Source organism: Proteus sp. fly-1089 (assembly GCF_040138965.1).
GTDB classification, from domain to species: Bacteria; Pseudomonadota; Gammaproteobacteria; order Enterobacterales; family Enterobacteriaceae; genus Proteus; species Proteus vulgaris_B.
In genome coordinates, this window is the sequence record NZ_JBEETS010000001.1 from 359,800 (window position 1) to 385,848 (window position 26,049).

A 26,049-nucleotide genomic window follows, 5' to 3' on the forward strand; every position below is an offset into this window, starting at 1 on the left:
GTGCTATTTCTCCTAAACGTTGTGTTGAAATTGAAATAGTAACAAATGGTGCAGTCACACGCAGAGATTTAAGACCAGACGATTGGTATAAAATTTGGCCTGAATTAGAAACTGTATAGTTTTATTCGCTCTTTAACAATCGCAGTTTTTGACTGCTACGGAGTCGCTGATAAAGCGACAACTCTTCCTCAATATCAACTCATACGGAATGAGTCACGGATCATTATTGTCCCTTAGTTAACTCATAAGGACTTTAAACAATGGAATGCGCAAATACACGCAAACAATTCAATCAATTTATCTCTAAAAATCACCGAGTGGAGTGATTTAAGAACCATACCAATGAATAAAACATGGCGTATGTGGATGGAAATCACAGGCGAGTGGTTACGTGCGCGTGGCGTTGTTATTGATATTAAAAATGGTGTCGGTGAAATTGTTTTATCAAAGCCCATCACTAATGAGGAAACTCACGAATATTTTGTTGGACATTGGTTAGGACGCAATGAAAACGGTGAGCGTGAAAAAACCAGCGAGATGGATAAAGCAAGGATGCTTTACATGATGGAGAAACATGAACAATGGTGCATTGAGAAGGGAATTATCAAAGGCACTTAATTTATCCAAATAAGCGAATAAGGAGAGAATGATGTGTGATGAACGATTAAAAATGACAATGAGCACCTTAATGCGACAAGTTACTCAGCAGGGCAAGCAAATTGCTGAGTTACAAAAACAGCTCACTAGCATGCAATTAACGAGCTGTGAATTAGAGACTATTAATAATGCCACATTAATGGCTATTTCTAATAATCTCATTGAAATAAAAAAAGTTAATGGTTCTACTATTTGCCGGATATCGCCATTTTAGCAAATTGCCCTGCAATAGTTATTTGAGTTAATTATTAGGCTGAATCATTAATTTAATTAAGTCTTATATTTTCACTTTTAACTCTCTCACACTAATCATTAACGGACACTCCTCTGGGGGTGACTATGCGTATGGAAAAATTAACCAATGTAACTTATGGAACAGCAGGCCTAACGGCCTTTTTTGCCAGTCTCTCTTTATATGAATGGGGATTTGTTATCGGGATGGCGTTCAGCATGGTTCTAGGTTTAGCCACTTATTTTATGACTCGAAGAGAACAGCGAAAACGTACTCAATTATTTGAAGAGCTTGTTCGACATGTTGACCCACAAAACCCAACTGAAACCCTAAAAAGGCTTGCTGAATTAATGGTGAAAGCGCCAAAGGATATTTAATGTCTCTCAAACAGAAAATAGCTGCGTTAACAACAGCAGGGGCAACAGCAATCGCGTTAGTAGTAATAGCCCATTTTGAAGGTGTACGTTATGAACCTTATCGTGATGTGGCAGGCGTTCTAACGGTTTGTTATGGACACACAGGCAAAGACATTATTCAAGGCAAGAGATACACACAACAAGAATGTGATGTGTTATTACAAAACGATTTTATTAAGACACAACAGCAAGTCGATGCATTAATCAAAGTACCACTCGATGACTACACTAAAGCCGCTTTATATTCCTTTGCTTTTAATGTGGGTGCCACCGCATTTGCTCGCTCAACATTACTTAAGAAACTAAATGTGGGTGATAGAGCGGGTGCCTGTGAAGAAATGAAACGTTGGGTATATGCAGGCGGAAAGGTTTGGCGAGGGCTTGTCAGTCGTCGAGAGGCGGAGTCAGCACTATGTCATGGAAACCTTTAATCATCATTATTAGCTTTATCCTTGCATTATTTACCACCGTCGCTGGTGGTATTTATCTCTTGATTGATAACACATGTACTAAAGACCACATTAGTTTAGAAAAACGCTGTCAGATTGCTCTCTCACATCATCGGTACTAATCATGAAATACGGGAAACTCTATGCCGTCATTGTGATGGTAGGCATCATTGTGGGTGGCTATTGGGTGATTAACAGGCAAGCTAATAGAATTACCACACTGACAGATACCAACAAAAAACTAACTGTGGCTCTCGAAGAACAGAAGTCTATTAATACTGATTATCAGGCACGCATAATGCGATTAAACCAACTGGATATTCAATATACGCAGGAGCTAGCGAATGCTAAGAATGAAATTAGTCGGCTGCGTGATATTAGCGAGCATCATCCTGAGCGGGTGTATATCAAAGCCGAGTGCCCAAAAAACAAAAACACTCCCACCACCAGCTTGGCTTCTGCAACCACCGCCAGACCTACTGACACCGCTATCCGAAATTATTGGTTGCTCAGAGAGCGAATTGCAGAATCAGAGCAGATGATTAAAGGGTTGCAGAGCTATATTGAAGCAGAGTGTTTATATTAATTTAACCCTCCTTGTGCATTTATAAAGTTTTCAGCAATAATATTTCCTAATTCATTTGGAATTATTTCATCCAGCTGAGATGATGAACTGATACCAAATGCATTAATAATTTTTTTAAAATCAGGAAATGTTGTAAAAAGTAACTCATCTGAGTCAATTGTTAGACCAGAGAAAGTTGAAATAATATCTAGAATATTCCGTTTGTAGCTCTTACCATTGTAGAGACATCCTTTAATTTCTAAGTAGCTAAGATTAATTGGAGTGATGTTTGACAGTTCAACGATGATTTTTTTTAATAAAGGATAGTCTATTTGAAGTCTTTGTCTTGATAAGGAATAACACTCTTCTAGTGTCACGGTTGGATGTATAATATTATTTTTGTAATCATTAATTATGTTTTGAACAGGCATGTTACCTATGGATACAGTTATGTGTCTAAGGTAGTAAATGAAAGCAAGTAATTTTATTTCTGAAGTAGTTAGTCGTTTTGTGATTTCCAGTGCATGATCTAGTAACAAATCAATGTCTTCATTTTCATTATGTATCTTAGATACAATAATTTCTTGTAATAGTTCAGATTTAGTTTTATCCCCTTTTTTAGCGACTATAGTTGTTGCTTCACTAATAGCAAATTGTAGGTCAGGTTCTTTTAATTTTTTTTCAATCTTGCTATCTAATTCAGAGGTTAACCGTTCAGTGATATTTACAGCAAACTCCTGTGCTCTTTGCATAGCAACGTTCATTGCATCTTCACGTAATGTGGAAAACTTTTCCATAACAACGAGTCTACAAATCTCCATAACCTCAGTAGTTGAGTTTCCAATAGTAGCATTGCCTGCGACTTGAATTGCAGATGAATGGTCACCTACGTGTTGTCCTGATTTGTCGATAATACTCATTCTTTCTCCTTTCTATCAGTACCTATAGTTAGATTTCCACCAACCTGTATGCCTGAAGAGTTTTTACCTATGGATTGATTTATAGTGTTTTTATCTGAATTTTTTGATGAGTTTATATTTGCTACAGCAGTAAGAAAAGCTACGATGCTACCAATTAACCCGGCTATAAAGATCAATTTAGGAGTAGACCAAACAATATACCCAAAAATAATTACCCCAATAAAAGCAATACAAGCAATAAAAACCCGCATTAAAACCTCTGATTGTATAAGTGTAGTAAATCACTATATTAAATATATTAGAATTTTCAATAATAAACATTTAACTATATGAGATAAACACGATGACTAAACCAGATTGGGTGAAATACTAAAATAGTTTCTCACCGAACATGATAAATCAGGAACATCCTCTAAAGAGTAGTGTGATATCACTGAATACAACATTGAGTTGATGTTGGTAATTAAGGCGTGCAGCTTACCCGATAGATTTACCGATGAGTCGTGGTCATCTCGAAGACAAGGTGATCGTATCTTTCGCTATGTTGCTCAAATGGCTGAACGGGCTATTTATTGGGGCAGCAAGAAAGATGCACCTGCATTTATTTATAAATAATTGTTGGAAGAAACGAAATGAGTAAAAAACTTTTAGTTCCCCTTATTATGACCAGTCTATCGCTATGCGCAGCAAGTGCACAAGCTGTAGGTGAAAATACGCTTTCATTAGGTTATGCACAAAGTCATGTCAAAGCGGATGGCGATAAACTAAAAGAGAAACCGAAAGGATTTAATGTCAAATATCGCTATGAATTTGATAATCATTTAGGTGTTATTGGCTCTTTTGCTTATACACATCAAGGTTATGATTATCGATTCAATTCTCGTTCTGTAGGGAATGGTGATTTAGATTATTATTCATTCACAGCAGGACCAACCTATCGTTTTAATGATTATATTAGTGCCTATGGTTTATTGGGCGTTGCTCATGGTAAAGCTGAGATGGAATTAAATGCCCTTGGCTATCACGAAAAAGAGAGTCAAAGTAAATCAGCATTTGCTTATGGTGTAGGGCTTCAATTTAACCCATTCCCGAATATTGCTATTGATACTTCTTATGAACATAGCAAATTGGATGGTGTTAAGGTTGGCACATGGACGGTCGGTCTTGGCTATCGATTCTAATTAAAAGATAAATATTATGTATGAAAGTCGGCATTATGCCGACTTTTTTGTTTTTAGGAGTTTTGATAATGAAACAACCTAACTGGACACTTAAATTACCCGAAACCATAAGGGCGGCGATGAGTCGCCCTTTTTCATGGGGTGAATTTGATTGTTGTATTTTTGCCTCAGAATGTATTTACGCACAATGCGGTTTCTCTCCAATAAAGCCTTATCTCAATCACTATAAAACCAAAGCCGAAGCCTTCAACTTGATCAAATCTAAATTTGGCTCCTTAGAGAAAGCCGTATCACGCTATTTCAAATCCATTGAGATTGAGCGGGTTCAGCGTGGCGACCTCGTACTGTTCAAAGGTGAGGACGGTGACAGCTTAGCCGTGGTCTGGGCGGGGCATTATTGGGGCGTAACCCCAGAAGACGTGAAGCCGGTGCAGATTAACCCAATCAAAGCGTGGAGAGTGGAATAATGGGTGGGAGTGGTGGATTAATTTCAAAAGTCGTGGGTGCTGGCTTAATGATTGCAGGGCTATTTACCGGAGGCGTCACCTCGGCGATGGGCATGGCACTGATGGCAGCAGGCGTTGCGGTTCAAGTCGCGGGTTCGCTTATCTTTAAGCCGAAGTTTCCGTCAATGAATTATCGAGATACGGGTGAACGCAAACAGATGTAACGTTCATCGTCTGCGCCTGAAACCGTGATCGTCGGAAAAACAGTGATATCGGGTTTGCTTTTCTTCGCCGAAGAAGAGGTGGGTGAACAAGATGAAAACGAAAAAATCACACTGACATTGGCTCTGGCAGGGCACCCCATAGAGAAAATCGGGAAGATTTGGTTGGGTGATGATCTCATTGAGACGTTTGGTGATAAAGCGTCATGGGAATTACATAACGATAGGGAAGATGTCGATCCCTTTATGCTTAAAAATTGCCCATCATGGAAAGAGGATATGATTGGTCGAGGTCTGGCGTGGTTACGTGTGACACTCACGTTTGACCAAGAAAAATTCCCTTATGGATTACCCAATGTGAAATGTGAAGTCTGGGGAAAACACCTGTTTGATCCTCGCACTGGGCAAACCGAGTGGAGTAACAATGGGGCCTTAGTGATTTTGGATTATTACCGCCATTATTTAAAAGTACCTGATACGGATATTGATTTTGACAGCTTTAAACAGGCAGCCGATTTATGTGATAAAAAAGTGAGTCTGCCAGAAGGCGGATTTGAGTCTCGATATACCCTCAATGGCGCCTATGACTTAAATGAGAGTCCATCAAGTGTCTTGGAAGCGATGCACAAATGTATTAACGCGGAACCGACATTCACCGCAGGAAAACACGGTATTCAAATCGGTGCTTATTATGGGCCGGCAATAAAAACCATCACTGAATCACAATTGATTGGTACCGTCACTTGTACCCCTGAAACAGGGTTAAAAGACGCGACCAATGCGGTGTATGGCACGTTTATTGATGCCGAACAGTTATACACAAAAACCGATTTCACGCCTGTGATTGTGGACGAATGGGTAAAAGAGGATGGCTTAGAAATTCGGGAGAACATCGATTATCGTTTTGTTACTAGCCCTTATCAAGCCCAACGATTAGCCCGCCAATATCTCCGTAAAAAGAAAGCCGGAAGACGGGTTCAATTGACCATGAACTTAGACGGCTATGCTTATCGTCCTGGTGAAGTTGTGCTTTTAGAATTACCAGCTTTGGGGATTAGTGGGCTGGAGTTCCGTATTGCCGAATGGTCTTTCCATGCTTTAGACGGTGTGGCTTTAACGTTGGAAGAGGATGGCGCCTATTTATATGAAGATGTGATTGGCAAACCTTTTGAGCGCCCGCCGTTTGTGAGTTTACCCACTGGCGGTGTTGCTTCGCCGATTAATCTTACCTTTGTTCCACTTGCTGTCAGTGATATCGTGCAAGGTACACTTTCTTGGCAGAATGTGGCGTCTGATGTGCGCTATAACACCGTCACTATTCTTCAAGAAGGCAACGTTATTCAATCTATTCAGGTACCGGCTGAGCGTGTTGATATTAACGGATTAGCGCGAGGAACTTATCGCGTTGAAGTCAGAGCAACAAACGTGGCCGGCGCAATGTCGGCACCTGCTATTAGTGATTTTGCTATTCAAGCACCACCACCTCCTGAGCATGTTGATGTTACCTCTGGCTTATTTAATCTGACCGTTGCACCGAAACAAGGTGATAGCGCTGTCTTTGGTTATACCTTTGAATTTTGGTTTAGTGAGGAAAAGCTCGCTGATCTTTCTGAAAATGAAGTGATCACCAAAACAAATAAAGTTGGCCAAGGGAATTTCTGGACGCAAGAGAATTTAAAAGCAGGGCATACGTATTATTTTTATGTTCGAACAATCAACAGCTATGGTAAATCACCTTTTGTGGAAGCTTCGGGGACTTGCTCTTCTCAAACGGATTTAATTCTTGAGGAATTAGCGGGGCAAATTAGCCGAGATCAACTCACACAAGACCTATTGGGTGAGATCAACAGCAAGGCTAACCAACTCGATATTACTGAATTACATGAGTTGATGAGGATAAATCATGACAAGATTTTATCTGAGTTGATGATGCATGGAGCAACGATTGAAGAAAGTGAAAAAAAACTGGAGGAGGCAGGAAAATTATTAGCTGAGCGAATGAACCAAGTTGCAACGGCAACAGAAGCACAGGCTGCCGCAATTAAACAAGAGCAACAAGCACGTATTGAGGCTGATAAAACTGAAGCGCAACAACGATAATCCTTAGCCACTCAACTTCGTGGTGATTATACCGGTAATGATTTATCGAAAGTCACAGCAGGACTCATCTCCGCAGAGAAACAAGCGCGTGTTACAGGCGACCAAGCAGAAGCGAAAGCTCGACAATCACTGGAAACACGGATGAATGGGAATGTTTCCGCGATTAATAAATCATTAGAAACCCTCACCTCGAAACAGCAAGCACAAACGCAAGAGATTTCAACGCTCAATTCAAATCTTAAGGGGAAAGCTGATAGTAGTGCGGTAAATGCATTAAATACACGAGTATCTAATATCGATGGCAAAGTGACGTCTGCAACCTCTCAGGTACAAACGTTATCCAGCAAATTAGATAAAGTGAAAGCCGATTTAACGGGATCTGTGGTGGTGGATTTAGATTTATCAAAACTCAATGAAAACACCTATTATCCAGTGATTTTGCCTTTAGTGACCTCTCGACGTTATGCCTTTAAGGTTTTTAGAACCCTAGGGCAATATTCAGACAATAAACCCAGCTATGCGACACACAGCACCAAAGGCTTTGCCATGATTGTGGAATGGCAAGTCAGTGGTTCTGGATGGGGAACTCAGTCTGAAAATCGCATCATTGATAATTTTGATTGGCGATGGACAAATCAATCTCCTGTGATGGGGCCAGCTCAATTAACGAATGGCTCTGTGGAATATATTTATTTGCGAGGAGGCGCTAAATACCAACTCACTAAGCATAAAAGTGTTAACCATCAAATCATCACCAGCACTTATACCAACAACAAGCAATCGGTGGCACAAAAGGTTTTTTTGGCGAATGAAGTGCCTAAATCCAGCGAACAGAAAGCCAATGCAACAGCGAATGCGGTAAACCAACTTGAAACTAAAGTGACCGAGGTTTCAGGAAAGGTGACCTCTACCGCTCAGCAAGTCACTCGTTTAGAAAGCCAAGTGGGTACAAGTTCAGCCAAAATCGAACAAACTTCGAAAGTGGTCACAGACATAAATGGCAAAATTTCGGCATCATGGACAATGAAAGTCCAGCAGGATAGCAAAGGTAATAAAGTCATTACTGGCATTGGCTTAGGGTTTAATGCGCAAGGAAATAGCCAATTTCTGGTTAATGCCCAAAACTTTGCAGTGATATCGTCATTAAACGGCAAAGTGGTGACACCTTTTGTGATCCAAAATGGACAAGCTTTTTTCAATGATGCGTTATTTAGCAAGGCAACCATTGATAAATTATCAGTAGGTAAAAAAATCACATCCACTAATTATTCAGCGGGCAAGAAAGGATTTAATATTGATGCCACAACAGGGAATGTGGAATTAAATGATGCGGTATTTCGTGGACGATTAGATATTAACTCAGGAGGAACAAAAGGGCGGTTAGTGATCACAAATAATACTATTTATGTTTACGATGAAAACAATCAGTTAGCGGCAAAAATAGGTTATTTAGGGTAGCGTATGAAGTTTATTGTTTTAATTACAGCATTATTATTGTCAGGGTGTACCTCTGGATATAAGAAAGTCGATTGCCAAGGTGTTTATCAAATAAAAACTTTTCACTATCAACAACCTGTATTGGTAAAGTTTGATAAAAAGAGAGAAACCATTAAAGGGCCTCTTTATCATGCTGTACCTCAATTAGGATTTAAATTCTTGGGTGGATGGGTATCTTCTGATGCCGTAGAGGATTTCTCATGTCGTGGGGAATAGAGATATATGAAAAAGGAAAACCAATAAAAATCACAGGGCGTTCGTTTATTTTTGACCAAATAGCGGTCACTCAAAATGGCAGTAAAACTTATAATAATATTCCTAAAGGGCGGTCATTGGCCGCCTATATTGTAGCGAGAAATCGAGGATCTTATTTCACTGTTAAAGTCGAGAATAATAAAATTTCGTGGAATTCTCTACGAGGTAGTCAATCGATTAATGGAATTATTATGGTACTAATTAAATGAGTAAATATGGTGCATTATTTTTTAATCAGGGTATTACCGAAGAATTAACACCTTATGAATCAGCCGTATTTTTAAAAAAGATAAAAACTAAGCCGGGGCTAATTAAAATTATCGAAGGTAATAATAACGCAGTGCCACTTATTTTTATTCGAGTTCTTAATTCTTCTAATCCATCATTAGGTGGATTATCTGAAGTAATTTATGAGAACAATGAGTGGTGTGTGAATTTAATCGATACTATTCAAGGTAATTCAGCAGAATATGAGCTCTATGTATTTGTGAAGTCTTCTTATCATATTTCACTTCATCCTCAAAAATGGGGAATTCAAATCTATCATAAAGGTGTTATTACACATGCCTCAAGCCAAAGACCACTTAATTTATTAGAGGGAAATAACTTTGTACTCACAGGAAATAATTGGAATGGTGTGGATGTCGGTTTCCCCTGTGCGGTATTAATCACAACAATAGGGCAGATTGGTATGATGGATTCGATGGGAGGAAAAACGATTAGAGTAACTCTTTGTGGCCGAGGTAACCGTATTATTCCTCATTCCATGATAGTTTCAGGACAGATGTCAACAACCTCATTAGGAAAGCAGTATTTTTATATTGATGTGAGGGAGTATGGTGGGTGATAAGAAAGTGGCAATAAATTAATAAGGGCAGGCAAAAAGTACCTGCCCCGTAAACATTTTTAGAGGTGCTTGAATCTGGCTACCACTGAACCTGTGATTTCCAGTTGCTGTTTCCAGAGAGTAGATATTGTTCCTTCTAGTTGGTTTGTACTACTGCTTTGCCAGGAGGAATTGAAAATCATACCATCAGAATCACTCAGGAGACGAAATTCGCCAAATACACTATTGCGGACAAGTAGAGAATAACACTTATTACCTTCCCTAACTGGGTATATGGTGCAATTATTGCATTTTAGTGACATCAAGCCACTTGTGAGCAATTTTCTATCTATGGTGAGCCCAAACTTTGAATGTGATTCGCTATTATATGTAAGTGTATGCAATTCACTTTGCAATTTTGTTCCGAAGAAAATTAACGTATAGTCATCGTTATCTTTTGTTAGTTCTTGTAAGCGATTGAGAAGCCCATCCACATCATGGATTACTTCTGTATAGATAGATGGTAGGTGATTCAAGAGATTATAAACATTATGATGTAGATATTGTTTGATATCATTAATCGAAATAGGGTCGCAATAAATATTACTGTTGATGTTTTGGGCAACAATATCCTTAGGTGCGCCTACGCTTAAATATTTGGTCTCCCATTGTTTATCTTCGTCTTCAGAACTACTAAAAGATAAATGTGAAAGAAGTCCATCTTGAGCAAGCATTATAGGCAACTCTTTAGCAAGGGTAATATCGGTGTTTTTTAGACCTTCAGTATCGATCTGTGCATTTAGAAGGTCTATATGTAAGCTTTGAGTGAAAGCCTGAATATATGCATCTAATGTTTCATTGAAACAAACAATCTTTGTATTAAAGTTTTTTTCAGACATCAAATACCCATGTGAGGATGTTTTTTCACAACGTCTCATTCCCTGTAATTGAGTAATAATTTGTTCCTTTCTGTGATACGGGAAAATATTATCTTTTAACGCATTTAGTGTATGTCTGCTGACAGGACAGGAGTTAGACGATAGATAAAATGCTATATCTGCATAACTATTGTACAGACTCCTTATATCTTCGTAGGTTCCATTATAGATACGTCCAGATATCATTTCTGTTTCATTGGATGCTGAAATAGTTTTAATCAGCTCAGACAGCATCGTGTGCCAACGATCTTTACTAGCATCCCGACGATATTCAAGCCTGATAATACAGTCAATAATATCTGTGGCAGACCTAAATGGAGAAGTCATTTGATTATGAGAGCCTGTCGGATAGACAAGTTTAGAATTTAGGAGTTGTTTTATAACTTCTTTTAGACTCACATTCTTTTTCTGTTTAATGTGAGAGAGAATATATCCAGCAATTAGCAAACGTAAATCTGATAGAGCATTGAAAAAAATAATTGCCTTTCCAGTTTCGTCTGAATATTGGTTTCCTTTTAGTATAGATAACCAGTCGTGTTCATTAGGTGTTAATGTTAAATATGAAGGAGTAAGGAAAAAGTTGTGCCAAGAATATCCTACAGTGTGTTGCTTAAAGTGGTTTTGACTGAACCAAAGCAACAGAATATCGATACTATGATTTGAGGCAAAATGATCATCTGTCATTATGGCTGTTATAACTAATCGAGCTGTTTGGCAAAGATGATTCAGAAGATGGTTCGAGTCATCAGGGCTATCCGTGTCATTGTGTTGTAAGCGTCGCCACATGTACCAGCTTTCCCATTCTCCTGTAAATTTTATGATAAGTTCCCTGTGGCGTTGTTCCTGACTGACTGACACTTTTTCTCCATAACCAGTTTTCCAATTAATAAGTGCATGCCAAACATAAAAGAGAGATTGAGTACATTGTCGAAAGTCGCTGATTTTATGATTGTCTAAATTACAATAAATTGAAAAAGGTATATCAATCACTTGGCGAAAATACTCCCCTGTCGTTTCCAGTGACTTTATGGTTACATGACTGAAGGTGTAAAAGTCTTGTTGGAATAATTGACTGAATGTAGTTACTAATTCCGAGCTATTGCATTCGTCAATATAGTTTCCATTTTCATATTGAAAACTTTTTGTTAAGGTTGTGTAGGTCTCAACCAGTCTATCTGTAGCGCTGGTGAATGAATTGATGTTTCTATCTTCTAAAGCATCATATACTTCGCCATAAAAATCGCGGGTGATATGTCTGTATTCTTTCCAGTTTTCTTGGGAGCCACAGATAAAACAATACTTAAATAGGGTAGTCCAATATTTAGGTAAAAGGACATCATCTGAAAAGGTAGCTAGTATGATTTTATTTTTCCTACGCCCCAAGGAAGGAAGAATAGCAATTTTACCTCTCTTACCTTTGGTTGATTTCAGTATGTATAACAGAAAATATAATAATCTAAGGTTTATGTCTCGAATCTCCATATCTTCACATAGGTCATAAGGTATCTGATTCATATTTTCTACCTGATAGTTATACCCGGGAAGGATCTCTATATTTTTGATCTTATCTTTATCGAGATCTTTATTGAGGTATTGGTAGGGATACATAATCCATGAATTCACCTGTGACCGAAGGAGATATTTTTCCACAATCTCTGATTGAAAATATTTTAACATCAAACGGTCTCGTTTTTTATCATCTAGCACGTTAAGGCTTACGATAAAAAACCATATTGACATAGCAATATTGAAAAGCATCCAAAATAAAGCTGTAATGCTAAAGGCTATATAAAGATATCTATCTCCTGTAGATGATGTTATTCCACCAATTAGTATAAATGCAGCTAATGAAAGCCCACTCAAACCAGCAAACATATAACCCGAATGTAACTGATAGGCTGTTTGTATATGTATCCTAGACGACTTTTTCTGAAAAAGAACACTGATTAGACCCACAATAATTGGAAATACGATACCAATGATTGTCAATTGGCTGCCAAGCAGGATTGGCATCCATTCTGGTAACTTAGTGACTTGCTTGAGGTATGTGGTAGCAAAAGAATAAAATTCAGGACGAAAGAATTCAGCTATCCATAATGCACTACCTGCCGTAGCCCAGAGAATACACATAGCCTTCAGATAATGAGTGGAGCTGTAAATTTGCATTCTCTCAAGCAAATTCCAGCGGTATTTTTTATAAACCTTGTTGTTCCTAAGATTTTGTTTGAGATTGCTCCTAACCTTGTGAGATAGATGCATAGATAGTATACCAAACATAGAGTTCCTAGTTTGCCAGTAGTTAATCTACTAATCATACATTTTGTTTATAGGGTTTTCTTTAAAAATTCTAATATTATTAATTTGGGGAATTATTTCAAACTATTAGGATCTGATGAAGGAACAAGAGAATTAATGAAGACAAGTATCAAAGAAAGGTTCTTATTACTAAAAAATTATTACTCATTATTAAATATAAATAAATTATACAGGAAATAGAAAAAATATTAATCAGTTACAAAACTTGCTTGGAAGTTTCAAATAACAAAATACAGATGAATCATAGAATGATGATGGTATGTGCTTGAACCAGAAGCGAAAGTTGCTAAAATAGTGTCATGTTAATAAATATGTATAGCTAGATACCTTTATTAATTTTTTTGATTTAAACCTTATTAATTATTAGTGATTCAAAGTACTAATACTTGTTCTTCACTAAATACTATGGTCCTGATTTCTTTATCAAAAATGGGGTGCATTATCATTTTTTTAGAATTTGGAATGGAGAATTTACCAAGAACCATTACATTTTTACTTAAAGGAAATAGTTTGGATGTTACGTTTCCTAGTTGAATTGTAGGATATAAACTATACTTGCCTTTTATCGTTTTAGGTGATCCTTCAATAAATTGTTTGTTATCAAGCAGCTTTATTGGCATTCTAACTACATTCACTTTCATAATTATGGCAACTTGAGCCGTATTTACTGTTTTTAAGTATGCAAATAATTGGTCTAATTGGGATGTTTCATAGAAGAAATTAGACCATGTAATTGGTCCTGTTCTTGTGACAATGTTTATAATGTTTTTCAAATGGGGATTAGCTTTTCCGTAATCATAAATTTCTCGTAAACTATGCATGTTTTTCACATAAGGTTTTTTAGTCCCTTTTTTGACATAAATTCGGTCTGTAGTATCAGAAGGAGGATTAGCCTGCATTGCTATAGCTTTTTTTCTTAGATGAATAGAATCATCTATATCAATGATATGTAAGCGGAATGTATGATTTCCCCTAGAAAGCGCACGGAGGATGTTATGGCTGGAATCGTCCGCATGAATATTCTCCATACCAGAAGTTCCATAATGGCAAAATTCGTTATGCAAGTATCCTCTTTCTAATCTAAAGAAGGCTGGTATATGCTGTGTTTTGCCATAACTCCTGCGAATATAGCCTTTAACATATACCAAATTAGCGGAGCAATTTTTATCAGGACATGTGAGAGGCGAGGAATTAATACTTGGATTAAAATCAATAATATCAATTAAAGTCTGATTGCTGTCAATAGCTTGTGTTATACGAATACCACTCATATATTGCCTCTAAAAATTTATATTAATGTTTAGCCTATATTTTTTCAATTTTCTAAATAGACCTTACTTTAGATATATCGATTAGATTGAAGTATCTTACTAATTTAAAATTTAATAATCTAGTTACTCTTTTACAAAATGAGTCAATATTTATTGGTAGGTTTAGTTAAAATAAATTATTAGGAATAGTAGTGATAATACCATTTTTGTAAAAGATAAGCGCTTAATTACCTCAAATTACTTCCCCAAAACCACTCCAACCCAAACTAAAAATCAACCAGTTACATACAAACCAAGATCACATAAAAAAAGATTATTACCCCCAATAATTATAATTTATTTAATAAGTTACCAAATTATTATGGGTATAATGCTACGCCACATGGGTTGGACAGAAGCGGCTGACTTAATCATTAAAGGTATGGAAGGCGCGATTGCCGCTAAGACTGTCACTTATGATTTCGAACGTCAGTTAGAAGGCGCTAAATTGCTGAAATGTAGCGAGTTTGGTGACGCGATTATCAAACATATGTAATTGTTGATTTGATAAATAGTTAACGGGAGCTTATTAGTTCCCGTTTTTTATTATCTAAAATAAGGAATAAATTTATGTATGCACTTAAATTAATTATTGAACATGAAGGCCGTAAAGTGGAAGAAGTCCACTGCTTACTCGAGTTGGACAGGGCGAATATCTCATTGAAGGAGTTCTTGGGTTTAATGCTGACGCAGGATGGGGTGGAGTTGATGGCGGTATTGAGATTCCGCTCGATGTAAATAAACAGCCACTTATTTGGGTTAACTCTAAAGTTAACAAAGATGGTTCTATCCTCGTTAAAACGTATCACCGTACTCACCCTAATGCGCCTAAGTTTGCCAATAATACAATTGACGGTTACAGCGATGGTGACCCAATTGATATCCCTGATGGTCGTTTTATTTCTGTTCGTGTACAGATGCCAGAGCAATCAATCTATAACGTGAGAATGCGTGAGATGGAAGAGGTGCAGAAGGTGGAAGAGGAACGCAGAAAAAAAGAAGAGGAAGAAAATCAGGACACCAGAAATTGATAAATAATCAAATATATTTAGCTCAAGGATGAGTTAAGTACTGATGGTAACTATTCCGAATATAGCCGAAATAAGACGATTGTTTTACAATTACTATTGAATATACTGTGGTTGCATACAGTGGTTGTGTGCTATTAAATATAAAAAGGAATTTATATGAGTGATATTGATTCATCTGACCATTCTGGTTGGAGTAAAGAAAACGATCCTTGGGGTAATGATTCCTACTGGGATCAGTATGATAAATCACATGATGACAGTCATCCTGGTGATAATGATGATGGTGACGACAGGGATGAAAGAGAAAGAGATATTCAAGATGTCTCTGGTGTAGATTTAAGTCGATACCCTGAAAAGTTAGTAATGGCATCGGCAGCTATGCCTGCTTTGGGTTTTCTTACCTATCAAGGCGTTCTTAGTTTTACATCAAGCCCATTTGTTTCCGCTAACGTTAAGAGTGTTTTTTCTAAATCATTGACAACACTAAGAACTAGCGCATTAGAAGCAATGTCAGTTGCTCCAAGTCTGGCCAAACTTACAACTATTGGAATTGCAATTGAAGGATTATGGCCGAGTAACAATATCATGTCTACTCAAGCTGAAATGGCGTTATTGAATAATTATGGCATTTTAGATAGAGATATTTTTGATAGAAATAAAGCACGCAAAGTTACAACAATGCCAGCGGATATTGTTACTAATCAAATTAGTGATATCGGTAAGAAAACATCACTAAGTATACATACTCAGGTTATGTCTGCTTTGGATAAGAATGCTGGAAAGCAACGAACTATTGTATCAACGGGTCAGGCTATCAGTATTCCAATCGTAAAGGCAACAGCAACAAGCACCCCTAATGTTTATACCGCTCCTGTTATTGCTGGATCAAAGCCAGTACGCATTAGCGTTTCTGAAAATAAAGCGGATAAAAGTAAACAGGTGGTCATCAACTCTAAGCCTAATGCTGGGTATTACATTCCTTCATCTAAATTAAATACCCATCATGCCATTGTTGATTTTGGTGGTAAACATGAAGCTCTTTATGTCTCTATTATTGATGTCATTGATGTTAATAATGAAAAGCAAGTAGTAGAAACAGAATGGGCTGAATGGTCGACATTGCATCCGCTAGAAGCTGCATTATTAGAACTTGAAGAAGCAAAGAAAAGGCTAGCTAATATTGATAAACAGTTTCAGGTTCAAGTTGCTGTTATTAATAAACTCAAAGCCACGCCAGAAGGTTTGATGTTAGCTGATCCAGTTAAAACCCCTCTAGTTTATAAGCAAGATAGGAAGCAAATTAGCGTCACTAAAGTTGAAGTTAAAATTGCGGATAAAATCTTACTTAATATTCTTCTAAACAAAGGAATGGGGGCATATTTAAGTGAAGTGGAAAAAAGAATTGCTGTAAATAAACCTGATAGAATACAAACTTATCTAATCAAGCTATTTTATGAGCGACTTGGTGATCAGGTACTATCATATAATAATCAATTAGCCAAATTGAAGGAGAGCTTAGCTCCTATCCTCGAGTCGCGAAAAAAAGCAGAGAGTGAGAAAAAAGCTACTGAAGATAAGGTTAAAAAAGAAAATAAACGCAATCAACCAGGTAAGGCTACAGGTAAAGGCAAAAAAGTAAGTAGTAAATGGCTTAATGATGCTGGAAAAGAAAATGGTGTACCCATTCCCGATCGAATAGCAGATAAATTGCGTGATCAAAAATTTAATAATTTCGATGAGTTTAGACGAAAATTATGGGAGGAGTTATCAAAAGATCCAGAGTTAAGTAAGAATTTTATACAAAGTAACAGAACTCGAATGCGAAATGGTTTAGCACCTAGGGCTAGATATAAAGATAGTGTTGGAGGGAGACGTTCCTTTGAGCTTCACCATGATAAACCGATTAGTCAAGGTGGAGAGGTTTATGATATAGATAATATTCGGGTCGCTACTCCGAAACGTCACATTGAGATTCACAAAGGAAAATAATGATGAAACTGAAAAATAGCATTAATGATTATACAGAAGCTGAATTTAAACAATTTATTGAAGCTATAATTAATTGTGAAGGTGACGAAAAAATACAAGATGATAATTTGGAACATTTTATTAAAATCACTGAGCATCCTGAAGGTTCAGATCTGATTTATTATCCAGAAGGCAATAATGATGGGAGTGCTACTGCTATTATTAAAGAAGTTAAAGAATGGCGGGCTAAAAATGGTAAGCCTGGATTTAAAAAAGGTTAGTCATTACTCTTGTTAAATTAATAGAGGCCTCTTTACGGAGGCTTTCTTGTATGTTCAAAGCACATCATGTTAGATATAGATAAAATGTTAGCCATTTTTAAGTGAAGACAGCTTTTTACTCCATATATCAAGCGTTTCTCGTTTTTCTCTTAAATAATCATATCTATCATAGTACTTCTGAGAAATATTAGGTCTTTTATGGCTTTACACCATATTCCTTAATTCAGAACTTATTCCCATTTTCCTAGTTAATGTTTCGAATACTCACTAAGTCATGTTTACAGCCCTAATTAGTGGTTATCAAAACCAATAAAAGTATTATGGTAATCAATTGGTTATAAAAATGCATAATCATTGTCTTTTAGGTCTATTAAAATTGAATATAGCTTAATAAACAAATAGTTAATGATAGCGGGTTTATATAATGCTACGCCACATGGGTTGGACAGAAGCCGCTGACTTAATCATTAAAGGTATGGAAGGCGCGATTGCCGCCAAGACTGTAACTTATGATTTCGAACGTCAGTTAGAAGGCGCTAAATTACTGAAATGTAGCGAGTTTGGTGACGCAATTATCAAACATATGTAATTGTTGATTTGATTAATAGTTAACGGGAGCTTATTAGTTCCCGTTTTTTATTATCTAAAATAAGGAATAAATTTATGTATACACTTAAATTAATTATTGAACATGAAGGCCGTAAAGTGGCAGAAGTCCACTGCTTAGGGGATAAATAGCTTAGATACTAATAGATTTTGGGCGTCAGGGGGGGGTAGTGCTAATTTTTACAATTCTTTTGGGCCATTAATATCATCTGTTAGAGGAGGTGGTAGTGATGGGGCTGGGCAAGTATTTCAAATTCAAGTATCCAGTAAAAATCTAGCGTATAGAATGCGAAATGTTAATAATTGAGCTTTTTGGTCTGAGTTAATGAATGTGTGCAGTGATGGTGTTAAATCATCAAAAAATGATTTTCAAAATAATGGGTTCTATACATCCACAAATATTGACGGCGACACACCGGGCACTGTTTACATGGGCATTATCTCAGCTCATGCAACACAACCAAAATCATATCAAATGGGGTTATTTGGTCGGAATAAAAAATTATTATACACATACAAAGAGAATAATAATTGGGTGGGTACTTATGAGGTTCTTCATCTGGGTAATGCCAAACCAGATTCTAATGGATTCTACAAAAAAGCCTCCCCAATCATTGACATTAACCCTGATGGCACATTTACCACTAACGATGAATCAGAAGGCGCTACTGTTACTCGAGTATCTCAGGGTGAATATCTTATCGAAGGTGTGCTGGGTTTTAACTCAGACGCAGGTTGGGGCGGTGCTGATGGAGGTATTGAAATTCCACTCGATGTTAATAAACAACCACTTATTTGGGTTAACTCTGAAGTTAATGAAGATGGTTCGATCCTCGTCAAAACCTATCACCGTACTCATCCTAATGCGCCTAAATTCGCCCGTAATGATATTGATGGTTACAGCGATAGTGACCCAATTGATATCCCAGCCGGTCGTTTTATCTCTGTTCGTGTACAGATGCCAGAGCAATCAATCTATAACGTGAGAATGCGTGAGATGGAAGAAGCGCAGAAAGCGGAAGAGGAACGCAAGCAGGAAGAAGCGGAAGAAAATCAGGACACCAATAGCGCATCAGAAATTGATAACTGATCAAAGATATTTAGCTCAAGGATGAGTTAAGTGTTAATGGTAACTATTCCGAACATAGCCGAAATAAGACGATTGTTTTGCAATTATTATTGAATATACTGTGGTTTTATACAGTGGCTGTGTGCTATTAAATATAAAAAGGAATTTATATGCTTATTACAAGAGCTAACGTTGATCAATATCCTTGGCTTCCAGCTGATGTTATTCGTGATATCAAACAATATGGCTGGACTTATAATACCGACGGTGATGGTGGTTGGATAACAGATGGAGGAAAAGTAAGTGATAATGGCGCGGAGGAGAAATTATTGGCAGTGCTAAGTGGGATACCAATTAGTAAGTCTAATCATAATTTTAATTGGGCAAAAATACCCACTCTTGCTGATAGTGATAAAGATGAATATCCGTCTCCTAATGTGGGTAATGGTGGGTCATCACCCTTTAATCCAAATACTAAATTTAAAGTGAATAAACCGCAAAAGCCCGTTATTATTTCTAGTAATAATAATAAACTAACTAATAGCACAAACAATAAAGAATTAGCTACAAATAAAGGTGTAATGCATTTTAATGGTATTGTTATTGAGCAACTCGAAACATTTAAAAAGAGATATTTTCTTACAAAAGAAGCTGTTAATTTAGTTCAAGATAAATTGATAGAGTCTGTTATTAGTTTATACAGTAAAGAAAATCGTATTGATGATAATAAGGTGAATTCAGTAAATTTTATGGAGTTTAGTGAGTTTGATAATGATTCATTTAATGAATTTGATCTTATGTCTACTATCCCTGCAGAAAACTTAATTAACAATTCTGATTTGATGTCTGGCGAACTTAATAAAATTGCAAAAAGCAATGGTACAGTTGATGTTAATGCAAGAATGGCTGTAATTAAAGACAACAATAAAGTGATTGCGACGTTAACTAGAACTGATGGTGTCTTAGTGACTAAAAAAGTCCCTGTATATGAAGTTAATTATGCTGCTAATAGCTATCATGTAGACATTAAGAATATGGGGATTGAATATTCGCTTAGACCCACTAGCTCCCCTAGTGGCCTTGGTTTACAAGGAAATGTTATTCAAAATTACTCAAATGAAAATAAAAAATTATCATATCCAGAAAAAGTAGAATTACCTAATAAGGTAGAAAACAAAAGGATAGAAGTGCCATATCCACATCAATTTAATGATGCAATCATTGTATTTCCTAGAAATTCAAACTTACCGCCTTTATATGCTTATTCGGGCTTCCCTGCAATTGAACTTAAGGATAAAGATCTGCGTCCTCAGCAGGAAAAAGAGTTTAATGACATCAAGGATGGAGTGAAATTTACAATTTCATTTTACGAAAAAGTAACACAGGAATTTGGTAAAAAGGCAGCACAATTATCTAGAGAGTTAGCAGAACAATCTAAAGGAAAAACAATCAGAAATGTAGAAGATGCTTTACGTACATATGAGAAATATGGGCAGAATATTAATAATAAAATTAATGCCAAAGATCGAGCTGCTATTATAAAAGCATTAGAATCTATTGATGCAAAACAGTTAGCTTCAAACTTAGGTAAATTTAGTAAAGGGCTTGGATATACCAATCACGCGATTAATGCCGTGGAATTACTTGTTGAATTTAAAAAAGCGGTTAAAACGGGAAATTGGCGTCCATTTTTTGTTAAAGCCACTGCAATTACTGCTGGTATGGCTACGGTGGCATTGACAGCTTTTGCCTTTAGTTTAATTATTGGTGGACCTGTTGGAATTTTAGGGTATGCCCTTATCATTGCAACAGTTGGTGCCTTGATTGACGACGCTTTGGTTGAAAAAGTCAGCGGTGCAATTGGTATTTAATATGTAGGGTAATAGGATAATCAATTTTAATTGGTTATCCTATTTTTTGTGAAATATAAAGCTAGATATATGATGCTAAATGGAATTGAAAATATAAAACAAAATAAGTGGTATAGAGCTACTCCACCATGTTTAGCTGGTGTATTTATAAATAATCCAGTATTCCAGAATTTTTTTGTTGTATATTTTAATGCGAATTTTTCGATAAGCATTTTGGAAAAAGGAAAAAAAATTGCACTAGGTATGCTTAAAGTTAGCATTAATAAGCCTTCAATAGTGTGATCGTTATAATTAAGATAAACCATCACCAACATCATAAAATAGCCCCAGAACATATTATTAATATAATATTTTTTAGTCATATCCAAATCTTACTAAATAATCAGCTTTTTACATGAATGCCATTTTAATGGTAATAGTTCTTATTTCAATAAATTAAACGGTAATTATAGTCAACTTCACTTGTTACACTAAGTCGTTCTCATTTGTGCTCAAGTGTTTCTCATTTTTCTCTTAAATAATCATATCTATCATAATGCTTTTGAGAAACACCGGGTCTTTTATGGTTTTGCACCAAATCTCTTAATTTAGAACTTATTCCCATTTTTCTAGCTAATGGTTCGAATACTCACTAAATCATGTTTACAGCCCTAATTAGTGATTATCAAAACCAATAAAAATATTTTGGTAATCAACTAGTTATAAAAAGGCATAATCACTGTTTTTTTAGGGCTATTAATTGAGAGTAAATTTACCTTAATAAACAAATGCTTAATAATAGTGGGAATGCATAATGCTACGCCACATGGGTTGGACAGAAGCTGCTGACTTAATCATTAAAGGTATGGAAGGCACGATTGCCGCTAAGACTGTAACTTATGATTTCGAACGTCAGTTAGAAGGCGCTAAACTGCTGAAATGTAGCGAGTTTGGTGACGCGATTATCAAACATATGTAATTGTTGATTTGATAAATAGTTAATGGGAGCTTATTAGTTCCCGTTTTTATTATCTAAAATAAGGAATAAATTTATGTATGCACTTAAATTAATTATTGAACATGAAGGCCGTAAAGTGGAAGAAGTCCACTGCTTAGGGGATAAATAGCTTAGATATTAATGGATTTTGGGCGTCAGGGGGAGTAGTGCTAATTTTTACAATTTATTAACTCTACTTTCACCAGTAATCACTGTTCCTACTTGTTTACATTTAGGGCAAATAGTCGTTGTATCTCCTACTCTGAGAGCTACTTTTTGGTGACAATTTACATTATGGAAAGCTGCAATACAGGTTGCGCCTGTTGTTGTTCGGTCGCCATTGAATTACCAAAAAGGTTTGGTCTTAATGTTGACATTGCACATCCTTTTTTTATTTTTTATGAAGATGTTACTTAATGAAATAGGTCTTTATAGTGATAAAATAGGTTAATCCATCTATTTCTAATTCAGGCCAATCACCAAGAACAGTGACTTCTAATCTATATTGGCCATATTCTTGAGGGACTGATGCTATAGAAAAAGCATCACTCTACTTTATCTTCGTCATTTATCAGTATATTAGGTAGATTTATTTCTATCCAATCCGCCAGAATGGTGACTTTTTCGCTTACTTGTTCACCTAGCTCAGTTAACGTGTACTCTACATGAGGTGGCAATACAGGGTATGATACTCGATTAATAAAGCCATCCTGTTCCAGTAATTGTAAGGATTGAGATAACATTTTCTCGCTCACCCCACCAATTTTACGTCTTAACTCACTGAAACGATGAGTCCCATCACGTAGAGCAATTAAAATTAAAATCCCCCAAAGGCTTGTTACATGCTTAAGGATCTTACGAGATGGGCACTGCTTGGCAAAGACATTACCATCGCGTAATTGCTGAGAAATTGTTAAATTCGCCATTTCACACTTACCTTTTTGTTCGTACTTACTTAAAGTAAGTTTAGGTGTTATCTTAACGAAACACAAGTGATACATTAAGGAGTTACCTCATGATTGCGATTACCGGTGCTACAGGTCTTTTGGGCCAACATGTTATTGAAAATCTTTTACAGATAGTTCCTGCCAACCAGATAGTGGCGATTGTCCGAAACTTGGTAAAAGGCGCACCTTTGAGTCAGAAAGGGATTTCTGTGCGTCAGGCAGATTACAATGATGAAGCATCATTAATAAGTGCTTTACAAGGTGTCGATAAATTGCTCCTGATTTCTTCAAGTGAAATAGGTATGCGAGTTACACAACACCGAAATGTAATTAGCGCTGCAAAATTAGCTAACGTGACGTTTATTGCTTATACGAGTTTGTTACATGCAGACTGTTCTCCACTAAATTTGCATGTTGAGCATGTAGAAACTGAAAAAATGCTAGCTGATTCAGGTATCCATTACACTCTACTGCGCAATGGTTGGTATACAGAAAATTATCTAGCTAGCGTACCAGCTGCACTTGAGCATGGTATTTTTATTGGAGCTGCAGGTGATGGAAAAATCGCATCAGCGACTAGAGCAGACTATGCCGCAGCGGCTGCTCGTGTGATGATTGAAGATGGACATATAGGGAAAGTTTACGAACTCGCAGGTGATGAGGCTTGGACATTAGATCAGCTAGCAAAAGAACTGACTAAACAGAGTGGGAAAAATGTTGTATATCAAAATCTAAATCAGAAAGACTTTGTAGCTGCACTAAAAAGCGCAGGTTTGCCTGATGAGTTATCAATAATGATTGCTGATTCTGATGTTGGGGCTTCCCAGGGAGGGTTGTTTGATGATAGCCATACTATGAGAAAGCTAATAGGACGACCAACTACTACACTTGCTGAAAGTATTAAAGATGTTCTGTAAATCGCTATTTTTGTTCGATTTGGGTAGTAATTAAATATCAGATATTGGTAAACAGTTGCAATTTATTATCAGTATAAAAACTTGGATGTTAAACAACTGAACTAACCCCATTTTATTGGACAGTTTAAATTAGTTAAGTAAAGACTGAGTTCGATATTGAACTGGACTCAGTTCTTTTAATTTTATTTTGATCCACACAGTATTGTAATATTTGATATATTCATGAAGTTCTTCTAACTTGCTTTGTATAAAAACATTCTGTTTTTAATATGCCAAAAAAATTCTCTATTACTGCATTATCTAAACAATTTCCTTTTCGTGATATACTTTGAATAAACTCTTGGTTCTTAAGGCTATTGTAATAATAGCTCATTTGGTATTGCCATCCTTAATCTGAATACAGTATAAGTTCACTTTCCTTAGTTAATTTTGAAAAGGCTTGAGTAAGTATTTGCTCAATCGTGTTGTAATGAGGACCTAGCTATTTGATAGGAAAAATTGGCTTCAAAACGCGGTATTTCTCATAAAGAAGTGGCTAAGTGATTGCAGACAGCAGATGGATTTATTGAAGGGTGTTTATCGGTTAATAATAGTTTTGATATTACACCTCTTATCAATTAAAAACCTCGTGAGTATAGCGGAGTTGTGTTTTTTAGGGGCATACTTAAGCTGATTTACCGCTAAAAAATAAAGTTTGCTATCTGAATTTTTCTATGGCTTAATAGCGTCACTGGTTTGGAAGTACAGACCTATTTATGTTAGTAAGTTTAAAGTTGTTCCCGTTTAGCGTTATCCTCGATACCTCTTCATTGTGAATTCCTTCTAATTAATTCCCATAAGTAAAAATACAAAACAAACCGCATATGCCTTATGGCAAATTAAATAAATTAAAGGAAATTCTATGTCTAATACAATGACTGGTACAGTAAAATGGTTCGATGAAGGTAAAGGTTTTGGTTTTATTACTCCAGCTGATGGTAGCAAAGATGTCTTTGTACATTTCTCTGCAATCCAAAGTGATAGCTTCAAAACATTAGCGGAAGGCCAACAAGTTTCATTCACCATGGAAAATGGTATGAAAGGTCCAGCAGCAGGCAACGTGGTGGCTCTCTAAAGGCGCTATTACTATTCGCCTCTATTTTAAATGCCCAAGGTGCAGCGGTTCACAATATAGAACATCACAATTTGATGTCACAGTGAACAATCCACACGGCGCAAAATGTATCTTTTGCAAAAGTGTGATGACAGCTCAAATGAGTTAAGCATTAAATAGTTGAATATACAAAACCTCGCTTCGGCGGGGTTTTTTGCTATCTACAATCCCATGTTGGTTAAAGATAAAAAATTTAGATTTTAGGGCTTGAAAAATACTTGCTCGTTCATATTTATATTTTGGGTAAATAAGATACCACCCATAATTCACTAAATACTGAAGGAGGAGTTATATGCCTAACATTAAACCTTTTTCATTATTCCCAACATTATCTGACAACTTAGTTTCAAATCGTTTTGATCAGATAGATCGCCTGTTTAGTCAGTTAACAGGTAGTAAGCCCATTGCATCACCTGTACAGACTTATAACCTGAAACAGATTGATGATAACCATTATGAATTGACAGTAAGTGTGCCTGGATATCAAGAAAATGACCTATCGGTTTCATTAAAAGGAAGTCGTTTATTGATTGAAGGGAAAAAAGAAGAAAAATCAGAAGAAGACAATGATAAATGGATCCACCGAGGCATATCTCAAGGGCAATTTACGTTGCAATTTGACCTCGGTAAAAATGTTAAAATAGAAAAAGCCGATTTATCAAGTGGACTTCTGACCATTGCTATTGAGTATGAATTACCTGAAGAAGAAAAACGACAAACAATAGCGATAGAGAATAAAGATAAAAGCTAATTGAGTTAGATAACGTGAATAAGATTAAGGCTACGCATGGTGTGTAGCCTTAATTGTTTTTGTGAGAGTATTTAAATTATAAGGCTAAAGTTGACTAGTTCGTAGGTAGAACAGATTAGAGACTACCATCTGATTTGAACTCACACACAG

Annotated in this window: 31 protein-coding genes and 4 pseudogenes; 27 read left to right on the top strand and 8 right to left on the bottom strand. The window is 36.4% G+C overall.

Translation table 11 applies throughout. The features are described 5' to 3' along the window. Nucleotides 1-5 precede the first annotated feature (5 nt). From ABN080_RS01635 to ABN080_RS01665, 7 genes are all read left to right on the top strand, one after another. Entirely contained in the window at nt 6-119 is a 114-nt protein-coding gene (locus ABN080_RS01635) for a transcriptional regulator (protein WP_502935107.1), read from the top strand. Nucleotides 120-342: 223 nt separating this feature from the next. Beyond that, nucleotides 343-618 carry a NinB/YbcN family protein gene (locus ABN080_RS01640; RefSeq protein WP_349440197.1) on the top strand — a complete coding sequence of 92 codons (276 nt, stop codon included), beginning with the start codon at nt 343-345 and terminating at the stop codon, nt 616-618. 31 nt (nt 619-649) lie between these two features. After that, on the top strand, nt 650-871 hold the full coding sequence (locus tag ABN080_RS01645) for a hypothetical protein (RefSeq protein ID WP_349440198.1): 222 nt from the start codon (nt 650-652) through the stop codon (nt 869-871). A 125-nt stretch (nt 872-996) separates the two neighbouring features. Continuing rightward, nucleotides 997-1,266 (top strand): phage holin family protein, encoded by a 270-nt coding sequence (locus ABN080_RS01650; RefSeq protein ID WP_046334538.1) that lies wholly within the window; start codon nt 997-999, stop codon nt 1,264-1,266. Beyond that, complete coding sequence (locus ABN080_RS01655; RefSeq protein WP_349440199.1) at nt 1,266-1,736, top strand: lysozyme; 471 nt, start codon at nt 1,266-1,268, stop codon at nt 1,734-1,736. Before ABN080_RS01650 ends, ABN080_RS01655 begins: the two co-directional genes overlap by 1 nt. Beyond that, nucleotides 1,718-1,876 carry a hypothetical protein gene (locus ABN080_RS01660; RefSeq protein ID WP_164530192.1) on the top strand — a complete coding sequence of 53 codons (159 nt, stop codon included), beginning with the start codon at nt 1,718-1,720 and terminating at the stop codon, nt 1,874-1,876. The genes ABN080_RS01655 and ABN080_RS01660 overlap by 19 nt, the downstream gene beginning before the upstream one ends. Before the next feature lie 2 nt (nt 1,877-1,878). Beyond that, nucleotides 1,879-2,340, top strand: coding sequence for a lysis protein (locus tag ABN080_RS01665; RefSeq protein ID WP_349440200.1), 462 nt, complete (start codon nt 1,879-1,881; stop codon nt 2,338-2,340). On the opposite strand, the gene ABN080_RS01670 is transcribed toward ABN080_RS01665, so the two are convergent. After that, entirely contained in the window at nt 2,337-3,239 is a 903-nt protein-coding gene (locus ABN080_RS01670) for an LPO_1073/Vpar_1526 family protein (protein WP_349440201.1), read from the bottom strand. The two genes, ABN080_RS01665 and ABN080_RS01670, sit on opposite strands and share 4 nt — an antisense overlap. Further along, a complete protein-coding gene (locus ABN080_RS01675) occupies nt 3,236-3,490 on the bottom strand; it encodes a hypothetical protein (protein WP_349440202.1) in 255 nt (84 codons plus the stop codon). Before ABN080_RS01675 ends, ABN080_RS01670 begins: the two co-directional genes overlap by 4 nt. Nucleotides 3,491-3,692: 202 nt before the next feature. Between ABN080_RS01675 and ABN080_RS01680 the strand changes: the two genes are divergently transcribed. From ABN080_RS01680 to ABN080_RS01710, 7 genes and pseudogenes are all read left to right on the top strand, one after another. Next, nucleotides 3,693-3,854 (top strand): hypothetical protein, encoded by a 162-nt coding sequence (locus tag ABN080_RS01680; protein ID WP_349440661.1) that lies wholly within the window; start codon nt 3,693-3,695, stop codon nt 3,852-3,854. Between the two features lie 17 nt (nt 3,855-3,871). Further along, the gene (locus ABN080_RS01685; protein ID WP_198626589.1) at nt 3,872-4,420 is read left to right on the top strand and encodes an Ail/Lom family outer membrane beta-barrel protein; all 549 of its coding nucleotides are present in this window, start codon (nt 3,872-3,874) and stop codon (nt 4,418-4,420) included. A gap of 68 nt (nt 4,421-4,488) precedes the next feature. After that, nucleotides 4,489-4,887, top strand: a complete 399-nt coding sequence (locus ABN080_RS01690) for a DUF6950 family protein (RefSeq protein ID WP_349440204.1) — start codon at nt 4,489-4,491, stop codon at nt 4,885-4,887. Continuing rightward, nucleotides 4,887-8,645, top strand: a pseudogene (locus tag ABN080_RS01695) (phage tail protein). The gene ABN080_RS01690 and the pseudogene ABN080_RS01695 overlap by 1 nt, the downstream one beginning before the upstream one ends. Before the next feature lie 3 nt (nt 8,646-8,648). After that, the gene (locus ABN080_RS01700; protein ID WP_100159826.1) at nt 8,649-8,900 is read left to right on the top strand and encodes a hypothetical protein; all 252 of its coding nucleotides are present in this window, start codon (nt 8,649-8,651) and stop codon (nt 8,898-8,900) included. After that, entirely contained in the window at nt 8,885-9,148 is a 264-nt protein-coding gene (locus ABN080_RS01705) for a hypothetical protein (protein ID WP_100159827.1), read from the top strand. The genes ABN080_RS01700 and ABN080_RS01705 overlap by 16 nt, the downstream gene beginning before the upstream one ends. Further along, the gene (locus ABN080_RS01710) at nt 9,145-9,786 is read left to right on the top strand and encodes a hypothetical protein (RefSeq protein ID WP_349440205.1); all 642 of its coding nucleotides are present in this window, start codon (nt 9,145-9,147) and stop codon (nt 9,784-9,786) included. The genes ABN080_RS01705 and ABN080_RS01710 overlap by 4 nt, the downstream gene beginning before the upstream one ends. 59 nt (nt 9,787-9,845) lie before the next feature. On the opposite strand, the gene ABN080_RS01715 is transcribed toward ABN080_RS01710, so the two are convergent. Both ABN080_RS01715 and ABN080_RS01720 read right to left on the bottom strand, forming a co-directional pair. Continuing rightward, entirely contained in the window at nt 9,846-12,980 is a 3,135-nt protein-coding gene (locus ABN080_RS01715; RefSeq protein ID WP_349440206.1) for a hypothetical protein, read from the bottom strand. A gap of 410 nt (nt 12,981-13,390) precedes the next feature. Further along, nucleotides 13,391-14,290, bottom strand: a complete 900-nt coding sequence (locus ABN080_RS01720; protein ID WP_349440207.1) for a hypothetical protein — start codon at nt 14,288-14,290, stop codon at nt 13,391-13,393. 367 nt (nt 14,291-14,657) lie between these two features. Here ABN080_RS01720 and ABN080_RS01725 point away from each other — a divergent pair. The 8 genes and pseudogenes from ABN080_RS01725 to ABN080_RS01755 all read left to right on the top strand — a co-directional run. Beyond that, a pseudogene (locus ABN080_RS01725) lies at nt 14,658-14,825 on the top strand (isocitrate/isopropylmalate family dehydrogenase); the annotation flags it as partial. A gap of 74 nt (nt 14,826-14,899) precedes the next feature. Then, nucleotides 14,900-15,067, top strand: coding sequence for a hypothetical protein (locus ABN080_RS01730; RefSeq protein ID WP_349440208.1), 168 nt, complete (start codon nt 14,900-14,902; stop codon nt 15,065-15,067). After that, a complete protein-coding gene (locus tag ABN080_RS18190) occupies nt 14,989-15,360 on the top strand; it encodes a phage tail fiber protein (RefSeq protein ID WP_502935108.1) in 372 nt (123 codons plus the stop codon). Before ABN080_RS01730 ends, ABN080_RS18190 begins: the two co-directional genes overlap by 79 nt. Before the next feature lie 156 nt (nt 15,361-15,516). Next, the gene (locus ABN080_RS01735; protein WP_349440209.1) at nt 15,517-17,349 is read left to right on the top strand and encodes a pyocin-S2/colicin E7-DNase domain-containing protein; all 1,833 of its coding nucleotides are present in this window, start codon (nt 15,517-15,519) and stop codon (nt 17,347-17,349) included. Nucleotides 17,350-17,351: 2 nt separating this feature from the next. Continuing rightward, the gene (locus tag ABN080_RS01740) at nt 17,352-17,609 is read left to right on the top strand and encodes a bacteriocin immunity protein (RefSeq protein WP_349440210.1); all 258 of its coding nucleotides are present in this window, start codon (nt 17,352-17,354) and stop codon (nt 17,607-17,609) included. 421 nt (nt 17,610-18,030) lie between these two features. After that, nucleotides 18,031-18,198, top strand: a pseudogene (locus tag ABN080_RS01745) (isocitrate/isopropylmalate family dehydrogenase); the annotation flags it as partial. 342 nt (nt 18,199-18,540) lie between these two features. Then, entirely contained in the window at nt 18,541-19,305 is a 765-nt protein-coding gene (locus ABN080_RS01750) for a phage tail fiber protein (RefSeq protein ID WP_349440211.1), read from the top strand. 149 nt (nt 19,306-19,454) lie between these two features. Next, on the top strand, nt 19,455-21,155 hold the full coding sequence (locus ABN080_RS01755) for a colicin-like pore-forming protein (RefSeq protein WP_349440213.1): 1,701 nt from the start codon (nt 19,455-19,457) through the stop codon (nt 21,153-21,155). Nucleotides 21,156-21,181: 26 nt separating this feature from the next. Here ABN080_RS01755 and ABN080_RS01760 read toward each other — a convergent pair whose 3' ends face one another. Beyond that, nucleotides 21,182-21,517, bottom strand: coding sequence for a colicin E1 family microcin immunity protein (locus tag ABN080_RS01760; RefSeq protein WP_231619311.1), 336 nt, complete (start codon nt 21,515-21,517; stop codon nt 21,182-21,184). A 428-nt stretch (nt 21,518-21,945) separates the two neighbouring features. On the opposite strand from ABN080_RS01760, the pseudogene ABN080_RS01770 reads away from it, so the two are divergent. Next, nucleotides 21,946-22,113 (top strand): annotated as a pseudogene (locus ABN080_RS01770) (isocitrate/isopropylmalate family dehydrogenase); the annotation flags it as partial. Between the two features lie 195 nt (nt 22,114-22,308). Here ABN080_RS01770 and ABN080_RS18195 read toward each other — a convergent pair. Both ABN080_RS18195 and ABN080_RS01775 read right to left on the bottom strand, forming a co-directional pair. Beyond that, nucleotides 22,309-22,440, bottom strand: a complete 132-nt coding sequence (locus ABN080_RS18195; RefSeq protein ID WP_371032804.1) for a PAAR domain-containing protein — start codon at nt 22,438-22,440, stop codon at nt 22,309-22,311. Between the two features lie 236 nt (nt 22,441-22,676). Beyond that, nucleotides 22,677-23,057, bottom strand: coding sequence for a winged helix-turn-helix transcriptional regulator (locus ABN080_RS01775; protein WP_231619310.1), 381 nt, complete (start codon nt 23,055-23,057; stop codon nt 22,677-22,679). A gap of 89 nt (nt 23,058-23,146) precedes the next feature. On the opposite strand from ABN080_RS01775, the gene ABN080_RS01780 reads away from it, so the two are divergent. After that, nucleotides 23,147-23,995, top strand: coding sequence for an SDR family oxidoreductase (locus tag ABN080_RS01780; RefSeq protein ID WP_349440214.1), 849 nt, complete (start codon nt 23,147-23,149; stop codon nt 23,993-23,995). A gap of 129 nt (nt 23,996-24,124) precedes the next feature. Here ABN080_RS01780 and ABN080_RS18200 read toward each other — a convergent pair whose 3' ends face one another. Next, nucleotides 24,125-24,244: an IS3 family transposase gene (locus ABN080_RS18200; protein ID WP_371032803.1), complete on the bottom strand. Its 120-nt coding sequence runs from the start codon at nt 24,242-24,244 to the stop codon at nt 24,125-24,127. A gap of 652 nt (nt 24,245-24,896) precedes the next feature. Between ABN080_RS18200 and cspE the strand changes: the two genes are divergently transcribed. The 3 genes from cspE (at nt 24,897) to ABN080_RS01800 (ending at nt 25,899) form a co-directional block, all read left to right on the top strand. Continuing rightward, entirely contained in the window at nt 24,897-25,109 is a 213-nt protein-coding gene (cspE, locus tag ABN080_RS01790; RefSeq protein WP_004244726.1) for a transcription antiterminator/RNA stability regulator CspE, read from the top strand. Between the two features lie 7 nt (nt 25,110-25,116). Further along, complete coding sequence (gene ymcF / locus ABN080_RS01795) at nt 25,117-25,257, top strand: cold shock small protein YmcF (RefSeq protein WP_419721724.1); 141 nt, start codon at nt 25,117-25,119, stop codon at nt 25,255-25,257. A 183-nt stretch (nt 25,258-25,440) separates the two neighbouring features. Beyond that, on the top strand, nt 25,441-25,899 hold the full coding sequence (locus ABN080_RS01800) for an Hsp20 family protein (protein ID WP_109397218.1): 459 nt from the start codon (nt 25,441-25,443) through the stop codon (nt 25,897-25,899). The last annotated feature ends 150 nt before the right edge of the window (nt 25,900-26,049 follow it).